At 48.0% G+C, this 15,291-nt stretch carries 13 protein-coding genes; 12 read left to right on the top strand and 1 reads right to left on the bottom strand.

The features are described from left to right. The first annotated feature begins 74 nt into the window (after nucleotides 1-74). The 3 genes from F0P94_RS17260 to F0P94_RS17250 all read left to right on the top strand — a co-directional run bounded on the left by F0P94_RS17260 (nucleotide 75) and on the right by F0P94_RS17250 (nucleotide 2,593). On the top strand, nucleotides 75-707 hold the full coding sequence (locus tag F0P94_RS17260) for a thioredoxin family protein (protein WP_150905371.1): 633 nt from the start codon (nucleotides 75-77) through the stop codon (nucleotides 705-707). 9 nt (nucleotides 708-716) lie between these two features. Continuing rightward, the gene (locus tag F0P94_RS17255) at nucleotides 717-1,163 is read left to right on the top strand and encodes a hypothetical protein (RefSeq protein ID WP_150905369.1); all 447 of its coding nucleotides are present in this window, start codon (nucleotides 717-719) and stop codon (nucleotides 1,161-1,163) included. 194 nt (nucleotides 1,164-1,357) lie between these two features. Next, nucleotides 1,358-2,593: a hypothetical protein gene (locus F0P94_RS17250; RefSeq protein ID WP_150905367.1), complete on the top strand. Its 1,236-nt coding sequence runs from the start codon at nucleotides 1,358-1,360 to the stop codon at nucleotides 2,591-2,593. A 204-nt stretch (nucleotides 2,594-2,797) separates the two neighbouring features. Here F0P94_RS17250 and F0P94_RS17245 read toward each other — a convergent pair whose 3' ends face one another. Continuing rightward, nucleotides 2,798-6,112 (bottom strand): vitamin B12-dependent ribonucleotide reductase, encoded by a 3,315-nt coding sequence (locus tag F0P94_RS17245; RefSeq protein ID WP_150905365.1) that lies wholly within the window; start codon nucleotides 6,110-6,112, stop codon nucleotides 2,798-2,800. A gap of 598 nt (nucleotides 6,113-6,710) precedes the next feature. Here F0P94_RS17245 and ric point away from each other — a divergent pair. The 9 genes from ric to nadB all read left to right on the top strand — a co-directional run bounded on the left by ric (nucleotide 6,711) and on the right by nadB (nucleotide 15,225). After that, complete coding sequence (gene ric, locus F0P94_RS17240; RefSeq protein WP_150905363.1) at nucleotides 6,711-7,664, top strand: iron-sulfur cluster repair di-iron protein; 954 nt, start codon at nucleotides 6,711-6,713, stop codon at nucleotides 7,662-7,664. 104 nt (nucleotides 7,665-7,768) lie between these two features. Continuing rightward, nucleotides 7,769-8,266 (top strand): hemerythrin domain-containing protein, encoded by a 498-nt coding sequence (locus F0P94_RS17235; RefSeq protein ID WP_150905361.1) that lies wholly within the window; start codon nucleotides 7,769-7,771, stop codon nucleotides 8,264-8,266. A gap of 292 nt (nucleotides 8,267-8,558) precedes the next feature. Beyond that, nucleotides 8,559-9,386 carry a DUF2249 domain-containing protein gene (locus tag F0P94_RS17230; protein WP_150905359.1) on the top strand — a complete coding sequence of 276 codons (828 nt, stop codon included), beginning with the start codon at nucleotides 8,559-8,561 and terminating at the stop codon, nucleotides 9,384-9,386. Nucleotides 9,387-9,393: 7 nt separating this feature from the next. Further along, complete coding sequence (locus tag F0P94_RS17225) at nucleotides 9,394-10,740, top strand: hypothetical protein (RefSeq protein ID WP_150905357.1); 1,347 nt, start codon at nucleotides 9,394-9,396, stop codon at nucleotides 10,738-10,740. Next, entirely contained in the window at nucleotides 10,730-11,104 is a 375-nt protein-coding gene (locus tag F0P94_RS17220; protein ID WP_150905355.1) for a metal-sulfur cluster assembly factor, read from the top strand. Before F0P94_RS17225 ends, F0P94_RS17220 begins: the two co-directional genes overlap by 11 nt. A gap of 22 nt (nucleotides 11,105-11,126) precedes the next feature. Further along, nucleotides 11,127-11,435: a phosphoribosylpyrophosphate synthetase gene (locus F0P94_RS17215; RefSeq protein ID WP_225307264.1), complete on the top strand. Its 309-nt coding sequence runs from the start codon at nucleotides 11,127-11,129 to the stop codon at nucleotides 11,433-11,435. Between the two features lie 396 nt (nucleotides 11,436-11,831). Then, nucleotides 11,832-12,305: an RrF2 family transcriptional regulator gene (locus F0P94_RS17210; RefSeq protein ID WP_150905353.1), complete on the top strand. Its 474-nt coding sequence runs from the start codon at nucleotides 11,832-11,834 to the stop codon at nucleotides 12,303-12,305. 8 nt (nucleotides 12,306-12,313) lie between these two features. After that, the gene (gene nadA / locus F0P94_RS17205) at nucleotides 12,314-13,360 is read left to right on the top strand and encodes a quinolinate synthase NadA (RefSeq protein ID WP_225307263.1); all 1,047 of its coding nucleotides are present in this window, start codon (nucleotides 12,314-12,316) and stop codon (nucleotides 13,358-13,360) included. 218 nt (nucleotides 13,361-13,578) lie between these two features. After that, nucleotides 13,579-15,225 (top strand): L-aspartate oxidase, encoded by a 1,647-nt coding sequence (nadB, locus tag F0P94_RS17200; protein ID WP_150905351.1) that lies wholly within the window; start codon nucleotides 13,579-13,581, stop codon nucleotides 15,223-15,225. Nucleotides 15,226-15,291 lie beyond the last annotated feature (66 nt).

Genomic DNA, 15,291 nt, shown 5'->3' with positions numbered 1-15,291 from the left:
TGCATCTTTTTTACTGATCAGGATCATTCTTATAGCCAGTGCATTAAATTAAACTTGCATAAAATACCTGACTCATGAGTACAACTTTCGAAACGGCCCCTACTTTGGTAAATCCGCTTACCTATAATCTGTATTCCATATTAATAGAAGCGCTGGTAGCTGCCGGCCAAACTACCGGACCGGAGCAAACCGAAGAGAAAATTGCCTTCACCAAACTGAATGCGCAACGCACCAAACGGGTGCACAAAACCTTTGCCTTGCTGCCCGAACTTCGGGAAACCCTGCAGCAAATTCCGGCAAAATGGGACTGGCTTTTAATTACCGAAAGCTGGTGCGGCGATGGCGCCCAACTGGTGCCGGCCATTGCTGAAATTGCCACCGCTTCCGCTAACATTGAACTTACCATATTGCTGCGAGACGAAAATCCGGAACTAATGGATCTGTACCTGACCAACGGCGGCCGCGCCATTCCGAAACTGATCTGCCAGGATGCAGAAACCGGCGAACCGCTTTTTACCTGGGGCCCGCGACCAACAGCCATTCAGCAAAAAGTAAAGGCATTTAAAACTGAAAACCCCTACGCCGATAAAGAAGAATTGCACCAGCAACTGGCCATTTGGTACGCAAGAGATAAAAGCGAAGCCCTGCAGCGCGACCTGCTTCACCTGATGAAGGAAGCGCTTTGCCGGTCTAAACCCGTAAATTAAACCAAAGCTATGAAACAGTTATTTATTCTACTTTTGCTCGTAGGCCTTACGTATTCCTGCACCAGCGAAGCTGACCGCATCCCGACCACCAATATTCTGGATGCCGCTGTAGCTTCCGATTTGAAACTGGACCCGAATAACCAGAAATGGCGCGCCGACGAAGCCACTACTGCCAGCATTGAAAGCATGCAACTACTCCTGGAAACGTTCGATACCGGTAAAACCGCCGGCGACGTGGTAGCCTTTCAGGAATTAGGAAAAACCCTGAACGGCGAACTAAACACCATTTTCCGGCAATGCACCATGACCGGTCCGGCCCACGACGAGCTGCATACTTTCCTGACGCCGATCATGAAAGACGTTCAGATTCTGCAGGGTGATGACGTTGCTGCTTCTACTGCCGCGCAATTACGGCTTCAGGATCGCTTAGGCGTTTACCAGACGTTTTTTGAATAGTGCTGTAGAGACGTAATTTATTAAGTCTCCATTCGATGCACAGAGATTAATTCCAATCCCGGGGTTTTCAAGGAAACAACAAAGGCCAATCCTATAGGAATCGTAATTTCCCTAGAGACGTAATACCTGTGGAGATGTAATATTGTGGGAGACGTAATAAATTACGTCTCTACATTAGACAAACAAAAATTATTTTGAAACTTGCCTGGCTTAAAATTGCATTCCTGAATTTACTGGTGGTAGCCTTGCTGGGTTTGTTTTTGCGCTGGCAATTTGTACACCCTAAAGAGGGCGTAAATTTCAAATACTTTCTTCATGCGCACAGCCACGTAGCCTTATTGGGCTGGCTTTTTTCTGCATTTTTCATAGCCTTTTTGCCTTCGTATTTACCGGAAAATCTGTACCGGAAAAAGATCTACAGTTGGCTCTTCTGGCTCGCGCAGGCTTCGGTTTTAGGAATGCTGATCAGCTTTCCGATGCAGGGTTATGCGTTGTTTTCAATTACGTTCTCCACGCTGCACATACTTTTCAGTTACGCCTTTATTTACCAGTTACTGAAAGATTGCAAACACTCAGAACTGGTAAAAACCCAACATGCCTTCTCTTTCAAATTCTTTAAAGCCGCCCTGTTTTTTCTGGGGCTTTCCAGTTTAGGCCCTTGGGCGATGGGTCCGATCATGGCTTCCGGAAACAGCTTTACTAACGTCTACTACAACGCCATTTATTTTTACCTGCATTTCCAGTACAACGGTTGGTTTAGTTTTGCGGCGCTGGGTTTGTTTTTCTGGCTTTTAGAACACTACCATATCCCTTTCAACCGCCAAAAAGCAACCTTATTTTTCCGGTTGTTTTTCTGGGCATGTCTGCCGGCCTACCTCCTTTCCGTGCTCTGGACCAGGCCCGATTCATTGGTTTACGTCATCGCCGGTTTTTCCGCTTTGGTGCAGGTTGTAGCGCTGTTAATTTTCGGGCGGGTTTCTTTAGCGTTTTGGCCTCAACTTTATGCAAAATTAAATGCTTGGAGCCGAAGTTTATTATTGCTTTCCTTTACTGCTTTCGCCTTAAAAATTCTGATGCAGGTTGTTTCGGCCATCCCCTATTTTGCAGAACTGACCTATAAGTTACGGCATTTAATTATCGGGTATCTGCACCTGGTTCTTATTGGGTTTATTAGTTTATTTTTGTTTGGCTGGTTTCTGCAAATGCGCTGGATCTCGTTGAAGAACCGAATTGCCAAAATTGGGTTGGTGGTGTTTTTGCTGGCATTTATTTTAACGGAAGGATTGTTGTTTTTCCAGGGAATATTTTTTTGGGCAAAGCTGGGAATGATCCCGAATTATGATTGGTTGATGTTTGGGTTGAGTGTGGGGTTGCCGGTTGGGTTAGGATTATTCATTATTAGCAATTCCTTCAAGAAAAAGCTAGCTTAAAAGCTGTCCTCCTGAGCGCGAGCGAAGGACCTTGTTGGCGAGTTGCACTGCCGTTCTATCGCGAAAAGTCCATTCAACTTCATAGTTTACCTTTTTCTTTCAGCCGACGAGGTCCTTCGCTCTCGCTCAGGAGGACAATAAAAAACAGGTAGCGAAGGGTTTAAACCCTGCGCTACCTGTTTTGCTTTCAATGTAGCTCACTTCCTAACTACACCCCAAACTACTGCCGCAATTCAAACACTTATAGCAGGTACCGGAGCGAATGGTAATATGCCCACAAGTCGGGCAAGCCGGCGCATCGCCCATCATGCTGGCTAATACCTGCTGGGTTTGTTCGAACATAAACGTTTGCTTTTTCTCCAGAATTACCGGCTTGCCGTTGGCTCCGGAGGCATCTCCAACAGGAGCGTAAGCTATTTCCTTTTCAACGGATTGTTGCGGCGCTTCTTCGGGCAACTCTTCCGGTTTTACGTGTACCAGATCGTGGCGCTCCAAGTATTCAAAAGCGAGCAAGCGGAAAATGTAATCGAAAATGGAAGTGGCTTGCTTGATGTTGGGGTGCTCTACACGGCCGGCCGGTTCGAAACGGGTGAAGGTGAAACGGCTCACGAATTCATCTAAGGGCACGCCGTATTGCAAGCCGAGCGACAACGAAATGGCAAAGCAGTTTAGCAAGCTCCGGAACGACGCTCCTTCTTTGTACATGTCGATAAAAATCTCCCCAAGGGTACCATCGGAATATTCGCCAGTCCGGATGTAAATGGTATGGCCGTCTATTTTAGCTTTCTGGGTGAAACCGTTGCGTTTGTCGGGCAGGCGTTTGCGCTTTACGATCTCTGATAAAGCCCGCTTGAATTTGGTATCTTTCGATTCGGCAATAATGGCCATCGCAGCTTCCAGTACCTGTTCTTCGGTCAGCATTTTCGGGGCATCGGGTGCGGCAGTTTCGGGGGCAAAAACCGTAGCTTTTTCCGGATTTTCTTCGTCCTCAGCTTCCTTTTTCTGCTGCATAAGCGGCTGTGAAAGTTTGCTGCCGTCGCGGTACAAAGCGCAGGCTTTCAGACCTAACTCCCAGGCTTTGCGGTTAATATCAGCTACTTCTTCCACCGTAGTTTCGTGGGGCAGGTTTACCGTTTTGGAAATAGCGCCGGAAATGAAAGGTTGGACGGCGGCCATCATCTGCAAATGCCCCATCGGTTTGATATAACGCATACCATTTTCGCCGCAACGGTTGGCACAATCGAACACGGCGTAATGCTCCGGTTTCAGGAAAGGTGCGCCTTCCAGGGTCATGGTGCCGGCTAGATATGCGTTTGCTTCGTTTACTTGTTTGGGCGTTAGCTTCCAGTAGTTAAGTAAATCGAAATCTGGTCTGGAATGTTGCTCAAACGGTATGCCCAAACGATCAAAAATTGCTCCGCCTAAAACGAACTTCGTAAACGCAAACCGGATGTCGAAGGCCGTGCTTAAGGAATTTTCAATCTGCTGAACTTCTACTTCGGTTAAGCCTTTTTCAGTCAGGAATTCCGGATTTAGATACGGCGCCTTTTTCAGACTTCCGCTTCCCTTGGCATAGGTAATAATTCCTTGAATTTCCGCTTCGGAATACCCTAATTTCTGCAAAGCCGCCGGCACCGCCTGGTTGATTATCTTGAAGTATCCGCCGCCGGAGAGTTTCTTGAATTTCACCAGGGCAAAATCGGGTTCTACACCGGTGGTGTCGCAATCCATAAGCAGACCGATGGTGCCGGTGGGCGCAATTACAGTAGCCTGGGCGTTTCTAAAACCGAATTCTTCTCCCAGCGCCAGTGCTTCGTCCCAGCTTTTTTGTGCCGCCTTCAGTAAATAATCCGGACAAATTTTCGAATTGATATTTTGTGGTTTTATGGAAAGGTTAACAAACTCCAGGTTTTCATATGCCGCCGCCCGGTGGTTTTTGATGACCCCCAGCATGGCGTTTCTATTTTCCGAAAACTTCGCAAACGGACCTAATACGGAAGCCATTTCCGCGGAAGTTTTGTAGGCCGATCCGGTCATGATAGCGGTAATTGCAGCAGCTATATTTCTGGATTTTTCGGAATCGTAAGGCAAGCCTGAAACCATGAGCAGGGCGCCTAAATTGGCGTACCCCAAACCAATGGTTCGGTAATCGTAAGATAATTGCGCAACATCTTTAGCCGGAAACTGCGCCATTAAAACCGAAATTTCCAGCACGATGGTCCAAAGGCGGCAGGCGTGTTCAAAGGCTTCGGTGTCGAAAATTCCGGTTTCGGGATTGTAGAATTTCAGCAGATTCAGCGACGCTAAATTGCAGGCTGTATCGTCTAAAAACATGTATTCGGAGCAAGGATTAGAGCCTTTTATGCGGCCACCTTCCGGACACGTGTGCCAGTCATTAATAGTAGTGTCGAACTGCAGACCGGGGTCGGCGCAATGCCAGGCGGCTTCATTTATTTCGTTCCAGAGTTTTTGGGCGGGCACTTTCTTTACAGTGTGGCCGTCGGTGCGGGCTTTCAGCTCCCAATCCGAATCGGTAGCCAAAGCGGAAAAAAAACTGTCGGGTACACGCACGGAGTTGTTGGAATTCTGGCCGGAAACGGTGCGGTAGGCTTCGCCTTCGTAATCGGAAGCATATCCGGCGGCAATCAAGGCAGCTACTTTCTTCTCCTCCTCTACTTTCCAGTTAATGAAATCTTCAATTTCCGGATGGTCCAGATCGAGGCTTACCATTTTGGCCGCGCGCCGCGTGGTTCCGCCCGATTTTATGGCCCCGGCAGCCCGGTCCCCTACTTTCAGAAAGGACATCAAGCCCGAAGAATGCCCGCCGCCGGAAAGTTTTTCGATGCCGCCGCGAATGGAGGAATAATTGGTGCCTACACCGGAGCCGTATTTAAAAATGCGGGCTTCGCGCACGAACAGATCCATGATACCGCCTTCATTTACTAGGTCGTCTTTCACCGATAAAATAAAGCAGGCATGCGGCTGTGGTCGTTCATAAGCCGATTCCGATTCTTTCAGTTTTCCGGTTTCAGGATCTACATAAAAATGCCCCTGCGAATCGCCTTTAATGCCGTAGCTGTGGTACAAACCGGTGTTGAACCATTGCGGCGAATTCGGCGCGGCATATTGGCCCAGCAGCATGAAAACCACTTCGTCGTAAAACGTTTGTGCCGCCTCTTCCGAAGCAAAATAACCATAGCGTTGGCCCCAATCCTGCCAGCAGGCTGCTAACCGGTGTACGACTTGTTTTACGGAAGTTTCGCCGCCAGACGTGCCATCGGGTTGCGGTACGCCGGTTTTCCGGAAATATTTCTGCGCCAGAATATCGGTAGCAATTTGCGACCAGGTTACCGGCACTTCCACGTTATTCATTTCGAAAACTGCTTCGCCGTTGGGGTTTTTAATGGCAGAAGAGCGGAAGCTGAATTTGAAATGGTCGTAGGGATTTGAATTTTGGGCTGTGGTGAAATAGCGCCTGATCGGCAGGCCTTTGGTGTTGGAGGTAGGCTCTTTTTTCATAGGTAGTTATTTGGCCGTTGACTGAAGTCAACGGCAATGGATATTTTGATTTGAATTTTTGTAGTCCTTTCAGGTTTTAATTTTCTGAAATGCTGAAGTTTTGGAGGTAAAAAGCGTAGGTTTTTTGAGCCGGCTTTTTCGGGAGAGTTTGTGCGATTCAATTGCCCCTGCCTTCAGGCAGGGGATCAGGGATAATTATTTGGTTTTAGCCTAACCAGAAATTCTTGAACATATAAAGTAAGTTTGGCTGAAGCTAAGGGCAATTCATTTTTTAAAATTCTTGTAGCGTAGGGTTTAAACCCTACGCTACAAGAATTTTAAACCACTGCTGAAAGGTAAAATCTTCTTCCAAAAAAGAAATCCACAGCCCCCACCGCCATATCAGAAAATATATTTTTTCCGCTGACATCTATCACTTTTCAGTTTGATGCAGGTCATTCTGCAGCGCATTTTCACCCGTTACATTTGTATTGTCAGGCTGAAGCAATAGCGGACTCCGCAAGCAAAACGGAGATTTAAAAACCTGACGAATAATAAAAGACAAAAACATCTTTTATTCTGAAACCAAAGAACATTCATCATAAAACCCATTTAAATTATGGAAACTACCGAAGTCTTTATTGATGTAACCATCCTAGAACCGCGCATGAAGCACCCTACTATTTTTGCGCGTTTCGACGAGTTGCAGGGCGGCGAAAGCCTGATCATTCACAACGACCACGACCCGAAACCGGTTTATTACCAGTTACTGGGCGAACGCGGCAATATTTTCAAATGGGAATACCTGGAGCAAGGCCCGGAGATCTGGGAAGTGCGCATCACGAAAAATACGGCCGAAGAAGGCGAAACCATTGGCGAACTGGTTGCGAAAGATTACCGCAAGGCTCAGGTGTTCAAAAAATATGGTCTGGATTTCTGCTGCGGCGGTAAAAAATCGGTACGCACGGCCTGCGAAGAAAAAGGCATTGATGCCGATAAAGTAGAACGCGAACTGAACGCCTTTACCGATACGCCGGCTGCTAAAACCGAAAATTACGACAATTGGGGCCTGGGCTTCTTAGGCGATTACATCGTAAACAAGCACCACGCCTACGTAGTGGAAAGCATCCCGGCCTTAACCGAATACACTACTAAAATTGCCCGCGTGCACGGTGGCCGCCACCCGGAATTGCTGGAAGTTGCCAAACACTTTGCAGCCGTAGCGGCGGAATTAACTTCGCACATGCCGAAAGAAGAGCGCATCCTGTTCCCTTATATTAAGCAACTGGAAGAAGCGAAAAAGAACGGCACCCCTATGGATCGTCCGGCTTTTGGCACCATTCAGAGCCCGATCAACATGATGGAAATGGAACACGAAGCCGCCGGCAGCTCCATGGAAGCCATCCGGACGCTGACCAATAACTACGAATTACCGGCCGATGCCTGCGCCACTTACCGCGTAGCATTTTCCAAACTTCAGGAGTTCGAGGACGACCTTTTCAACCACATTCACCTGGAAAACAACATTCTCTTTCCGAAAGCAATTGCGCTGGAGAAAGAACTTTTTGTGTAAGGAAAAAAGTAATTGTTTGAGTGAGAGAGAAGTTGGCGGGGCCGGGTGCGGCTGGTCCTGCCTTCTTTCATTACCCGAGTTTTTAACCTGAAAACGATATCGTTATGGAAGCTGCCGTTAAAAAACCTATCAAGCGCGATCCGAACCTGGTACCATTAAGCCGGGAACATCATTTCGGGCTCCTTTTTGCCTGGAAACTGAAACAGGGTTTAGCCAGAAATGCCAGTCCGGAAATCCTGCGCGACTACGTGCTGTATTTCTGGGATGCCGGCTTGCATGAGCATTTCCTGGCCGAAGAAGACCTGCTTTTAAACATTCTGCCCGCTACCGATCTGCACCGGAATAAAGTTCTGAAAGATCATGAAAAAGTGCGCGAACTGATAGACCGGATCGAGACAAAAACCGATTTTTCCGAAGCTGTTTTTAAAACGCTCCAAAGTTATTTAACCGACCATATCCGCTACGAAGAACGCACGTTTTTCCCGTACATGGAGCAGCAAGCCAGTCTGGATCAATTAGCGAAAATCGGCAAGCATTTGGCGGAAGAACACGCCGAAACGGAGGATAATTTTCAGCCGGAATTCTGGGTAACGCCGAAGTAATTATTTGAAGTTTATCAGATAACGCGGTCCTCCCCCTACCCCCTCCAAAGGGGGACTTTTAGCAGATATAATTTTCACATGCCATTGTTGGTGATTTGATCAAAAACTTGAGGCTGCTGAAAAAGGATTGTTGGTGAAGGCGTAAGGCTCAGAAAGTCCCCCTTTGGAGGGGTTAGGGGGAGGTTTTTAGCTGCAGTTCAAAGTTGTTAGTAAAAACACCAACAACGGCGTAAAATGCTGCTCTTCTAATTTACCCGATCAAAATTCAGCGTAACCAAAACAAGAAAACGCTATGAAAATCAGTTCAAAAACGAAGATCTCGGCGCTTATAAAAGAAAACCCGAAAGCCATCGATGCCATTGCGTCCATCAATCCGCATTTTGAAAAATTACGCAACCCTATTCTGCGGAAAGTGCTGGCCAGCCGGGTTACCATTGCCGATGCCGCGCGCATTGGAAATGCCAGCGTTGCCGATTTCTTTGTGAAGCTGCAGCCGCTGGGTTTTGAGCCGGAAAACGATAGTGCTTCGATAGTAAAAATGCAGGAACCAACTCCAGAACCTTCTACCATGAAACCTTCCGATCTGCCGGAGAAGGTAGTGAAACTGGATGTTCGCGAAGATCTCGCAACGGGCAACGATCCGTTCAACCTGATCATGGATGCGCTGGGTAAACTGGAGCCAAACCAGGCGCTGCTCATCCTTAATACCTTCGAGCCAACCCCGCTTTTCAGCATTGTAGCCAAACGCGGTTTTACGCATTACGTGGAAAATTCCGGGCCCGGTTTGGTGCACACGTATTTGTACAAAACGATAAGCAAAACTGAAGAAAAAGTCACAGAAAAACCGGCAGCACCGGCAATTTCAGGTTTAACCTTTCCGGAAGCGTTAGAGCAATTTGAAGGGCGGTTGCAGGAAGTGGATGTACGCGATCTGGAAATGCCCCTGCCCATGATGACTATCCTGGAAACGCTGCCGAAACTTAAGGAAAACGAAGCACTTTTTGTGCATCACCGTCGCGTGCCGCAATACCTGTTGCCGCAGTTAAGCGAACGTGGTTTTGCCTGGTCCGTAAACGAAGCTTCGGCTACCGAGGTGAAACTGCTTATTTATAAAATCTGAAAACACCATGGATACTATCAGCAAAGAACAGCAAACCGGGAAATGGGTAGTGTTGCCGCATTATGCTTTTGCGGCGCTGGCTTTCCTGGCCCTGAACGTGCTTTTGCTGTTTTCTACCGATGCCTTTGGCGGCCATTTTTTCCACCCGAAACTACTTACACTTACGCATTTAGCCGCGCTGGGCTGGGGTACCACCATCATTTTCGGGGCGCTTTACCAACTGCTGCCGGTTATTCTGGAAGTACCGTTGTACAGCAGCAAACTGGCTAAAATTACGTTTGCGTTCCTGAGTTCCGGTACGGTTTTACTTGCCTGGTCTTTCTGGAATTTTCAGGTGGGCTGGCCGCTGCACATTTCGGCGTGTGCATTGGTGCTGGCCTTCCTGCTTTTTAACCTGAACGTAATGCTTACGGTACGACAAGTAAAGAAATGGGCCATCGAATCTGATTTCATTTCCACTTCCGGCATCTGGCTTTTTATAACGGGCCTGATCGGGTTGCTGATGGCAGTAAATTTCCAGTATCCGTTCCTGCCACAAGATCATTTGCACTACTTAAAACTACACGCGCATCTGGGTATGGCCGGCTGGTTTCTGCTGCTCATAATTGGGGTGGGAAGCAAGTTGTTGCCCATGTTTTTGCTGAGTCACCATGTTTCGGTTAAAAAGCTGCATTTCAGTTATTACCTCATTAACGCGGGCCTGCTGCTTTTCGCTGCCGACCATCTTTTCTTCCATTCGCCTTTCCATTATGTATATGGCTTAATGGTGGGCGCCGGCATGCTGCTGTTTGGCCTCTTCGTGCTGGATGCCTACCGGAAACGGGTGCGAAAAAATCAGGATGCCGGCATGCAGCAATCGTTGCTGGCCGTGGTATTAATGGTAGTGCCTATTATACTCGTAGTGGCCGTAAGCGAACTGGTAGATATGCCGGAAAAGCTGCGCCTGCACCTGTACCTGGTTTATGGCATTTCCATATTTATGGGCTTCATTTCGGCCTTAATTCTGGGGCAGACTTTTAAAACCCTTCCTTTCATTATCTGGATGCACAAATACCAGCACCTGGTGGGAAAACAACCGGTACCGCAACCCAAAGACCTTTATTCTGACGGGTTGGTAAAAATGCAGAACTACACGTATCTGGGTGGCTTTACGATCTTGCTGGCTGGTACGGCACTTTTTAACCGGAAACTGATCTTATTTGGCGGCTCGCTGCTGGTCATTACCGCGCTGCTTTATTGTACCCAGGTTTTCCGGCTGCTGTTAATGAGCATTACCAATCAGAACGAAGTAAATAATACACCCGGAACAAACCAGGCGGTAGGTTCTGCAAAAAAGGTTTACCATGAAAAATGAATCTGAAATTTTACAGCAGGTCCACGAACTGCTGAAGCAAATAATTGACCCGGAGATCGGCGTAAATATTGTGGACCTGGGTCTGGTTTACGAACTCAGTTTATCGGAAGATAAAGAGATAAAAGTAACCATGACCCTCACCACGCCCGGCTGCCCCATGAGCAACACCATAACCAACAACGTTACCCAGTTGCTGAACCACCATTTGCCTGAATATTCGGTAAAAGTAAACCTGGTCTGGTTTCCGGCCTGGGAGCCTGAAATGATAACCGAAGAAGGCCAGCGGCAACTGGACGGCGGCTTTTTTGGCAATAAGAAGCAGGATGAAAAACCTACCAGCATCTGGGACCGCTTCTTCAATTAATTTCACCTTAAACCGTAATGCCATGATCCAGATGACCACTCTTACCGAAGTGTTAGACCATTTACAGCGCGAAGGTTACACCACCGATTTCAACCTGAAAGAAAATTGTCTGGAGTGCCACGGCAACCTCCTCCAGATCTTTCCCAACGAGTTTTCGGTAGATAAAACCTATCGTTTCGAAGGCATGACCGACCCCGGCGACGAAGCCATTATTTACGCCGTTTCTTCCTCCAAACACAATATTAAAGGCACGCTGGTAAACGGCTACGGAACCAGCAGCAGTGCGTTAACGCACGAAATGGTGGAAGCGCTGAATAAGAAAACCCTATGATTCTGGGCATAAAAACTCCGTAATCCATTATCTACTGTTTAAGACATCTGTGTCCGGAACTATCCGGTTGCGAACGTCTGTGTCCACAAGAAAGAAAACCGGAACAAAGAATTCCGGAAAATCTTTATAGTTGAGCATTCATGTAATAGTAGATTTTCAGAAATAATCCCGGCTGCATTCCAGAAAAAACGAAGTAATTCCAAACAAAACCCTGCGTAAAATGTCATCTGAGCGGGTGACATTTTGCATTTTCCGCCAACCTGTTTCTCCTGAACTTTGGTAAAGAATAAGCTTACGAAAACAGGTTGGTCTCGCTGAAAACCATGAAAACGCTAGGGTTTCCGGCCACAAAACTCCCGATAAAAAGAAACTGAAGCTTATAAGAAACTGTAGAAAATGCTAACTAAAACCACCGAATATGCCCTTCGCGCCATGATCTACCTTGCGCTGCATGCCTCGCCGGATAAAAAGATCGGCATAAAAGAGGTGGCCCAGGAGCTTGATATTCCCATGGCGTTTATTGGCAAAATTCTGCAGGAACTTGTGCGAAAAGGATTATTGGCCTCCACCAAAGGTCCGCACGGTGGCTTCTTTTTAGAACGCCCGGCCCGCGCCATTACTATTATGGACGTGATCCGGGAAATAGACGGGCTGGAAGCTTTTAAACGCTGTGGCCTTGGTTTGAAAAAATGCTCCGATAACCACCCGTGTCCGCTGCACCAGGATTTTAAAATTTACCGCGATGGCCTGGCCCGGCTTTTCTCCCAGCGCACCATTCAGGACCTCATTGCCAGCATCGAAAACGGCGAAGCCTTCCTGACCAACCTCGATTTTCCCGACTTTAAAAACGCTCCGAAAACTTCTTTATAAAACTACCAATGGCTGAAATCCTTACCGCTACCGAACTCTTCGAAACCAAACTCCGCACCATGCAGGCTCCCGGCGAAGCCGGCCCTTCCGAAGCGCTTTTAACGGCCGTAGAAGAAATTCGCAAACTAAAGAAAGAAAAGAACGCCGTAGTCCTCTCCCACTTTTACATGCCCGCCGAGTTGCAGATAACCGAAGCCGATGGCGGCATTGCCGATTTCGTGGGCGACTCGCTGGGTTTAAGCGTGGCGGCTACCAAAGTGCAGGCCGATAATATCATTTTCTGCGGCGTAAAATTCATGGCTGAAACCGCTAAAATTCTGAACCCAGCCAAGCAGGTATTACTACCCAACATGCTGGCTGGTTGTTCCTTAGCTGAAAGCATTACCGCTGCCGACGTCCGCAAATTGAAAGCCCAATACCCTGGGGTGCCGGTTGTAGCCTACATCAATACTTACGCCGAAACCAAGGCCGAAGTAGATATTTGCTGTACCTCGCGCAACGCCATGGACATTGCCCGCGCCATGGAAGGCGACCAGCTCATTTTCCTGCCGGATGTTTTTATGGGTCGCAATTTACAGGCAAAGATCAAAGCGGAAACCGGCAAGGAACTGATCCTGTGGGATGGTAAATGCGAAGTGCACGAACAATTCAGTCCTCAACGGATCAAAGGCCTGCAGCTCATGTACCCGGAAGCTGATGTTCTAGTGCACTGGGAAGTTCCGGACCAGACTGTTGCCGAAGCCCTGGAGCGTGGCGGCGGCGTGGTAGGCAGCACCTCTGACATTCTCCGCTACGTAGGCGAAAGTAAAAAACGGCAGTTCATTTTAGGGTCCGAATGCGACCTTGGGGCCACCTTGCGCGGCATGTACCCGGAAAAAGAATTCATCGTGCCCTGCATCAAATGCCCGCACATGAAATCGATCACCATCCAGAATACGCTGGAAGCCTTACTTGCCATCGGCAATCCTTCCGAAGCCGCTTACCGCATTGAACTGGAAGAAGAGATCATCCGCAAAGCGTTTACCCCGATAGACCGGATGCTGGCTTTTAGTTAACACATTAAAATCAATTCCTGCGTCAGTAAGATATTTGGTCATTCTGAGCTTGCCGAAGAAACTAACGGGTACTACTATGGCAATTAAGCATTCCTGAGACGAGAGTCGAAAGGACCCAGCGTAGCTGTAAAAATTGCCTATCGTTTGGGCTCGATGTGCGATAGTTTCTTCGGCAAGCTCGGGATGACTTAAACCAAGAAATTCACTTCCCTCTTATCATGCTTTCCTTCGATTTTCTGGTAATTGGCAGCGGCATTGGCGGCCTGGGTTTCGCCCTGAAAGTAGCGGAACACGGCACTGTAGGCGTGATCTGCAAAGGAAAAGCCGACCTGACCAATACCAGCTACGCCCAGGGCGGACTTTCTGCCGTAACTGATCCAAAAGATACGTTCGAAGTTCACGTGCAGGATACTTTAACGGCCGGGGCCGGATTGTGCGATGAAAAAATGGTACGCCTGCTGGCCGAAAAAGCGCCGCTTTGCATCCAGGAATTACAGGAACTGGGCGTAAATTTCACCCGAAGCCCGGAAGGTAATTTAGACTTAGGGCGGGAAGGAGGGCACAGCCAAAACCGCATTGTGCATACCCACGATTACACCGGTTTCAGCATTCAGCAGGCGCTATTAAAAGCAGTTAGTGCAAACAAAAATATTACGCTGCTGGAAGATCATTTTGCCATCGATCTGCTGCTTTCAGAAAATTCAGAAAGTGGTAAAAAATGCATTGGCGTTCAGGCTTTTTCAGCGGAGAAGGAGAGCATTTTCCCCATTTATGCGAAAGCAGTAATGCTGGCCAGCGGCGGTGCCGGTCAGGTTTACCAGCATACCACAAACCCGGAGGTTGCTACCGGCGACGGCCTTGCCATGGCTTACCGGGCTGGGGCAAAAATAAAAGATGTGGAGTTTGTGCAGTTTCACCCTACTTCGCTTTATGACCCCGGCAAACCAACTTTCCTGATCAGCGAAGCAGTGCGGGGTTTTGGCGCCGAGCTGGTGAATGCAGACGGGATTGCCTTCATGAAAAAGCAGCATCCGCTGGGTTCTTTAGCGCCGCGCGATGTGGTTTCCCGGGCTATTCAGAAGGAAATGCAAAAAACCGATTCGCCTTGCGTGTATTTAGACCTCCGGCATTTACCTTCGGAAGAAATAAAAACCCGCTTTCCGAAAATTTATGCGCGTTGCCATGAGAGTAACCTGGACATGGCCACTAACCTGATTCCGGTAGTGCCGGCGGCGCATTATATGTGTGGAGGCGTAGTTACCGATGCTTCAGGAAGAACTTCCATTAAAAACCTCTATTGCTGCGGCGAAACAGCTTGCACGGGCATTCACGGAGCCAACCGGCTGGCCAGCAATTCGCTGCCGGAAGCCTGGATCTTTGCTTCTGCCTCGGCGGAGGCGGCAGTTTTGGAATTCAGGAAGGAAACACTTTCAGATTTTGACAACCCTTTACCGGAAGTACCAGGCCGGGCTACTGATATGCATATTGCCTCAAAAACTCAGGCGCAGAAAGCAGCAATTCAGCAACTGATGTGGGAGCATGTAGGCATTGCGCGAAGCATTCCCGGTTTGCGTTTATGCCTCGGAGAACTGGAACAATTGCTTGCGGAAATCACCCAAACAAAGCAACAGGCTGGTTTTTCATTAGCGCTTCAGGAACTGCAAAACCTGGCCCAGGTAGGATTGCTAATTACCCGGGCAGCTTTAAACAGAAAACAAAATCTGGGTTGTCATTTTATTAATTCCTCCAATCCGAAGTGTTCCGATCTGAACAGTCAGGAACTTGTGGAATACTCATCGAAACACACCTTTAAAAAGGCCGCAAACCACACTGCTTTTCCTATGGCCCACAAATTTTCAAATTGATCCAGTTAAGGCTCGCACTTTCAATTACCATTTCAGCTCCAGCAGCCTGCCACTAATAGTGCCGCT

This window comes from Adhaeribacter soli, from assembly GCF_008727925.1.
In the GTDB taxonomy this organism is placed as follows: domain Bacteria; phylum Bacteroidota; class Bacteroidia; order Cytophagales; family Hymenobacteraceae; genus Adhaeribacter_A; species Adhaeribacter_A soli.
Note: the sequence above shows the minus strand (reverse complement) of the source record. Positions and strands in the feature narration are given on the sequence as shown.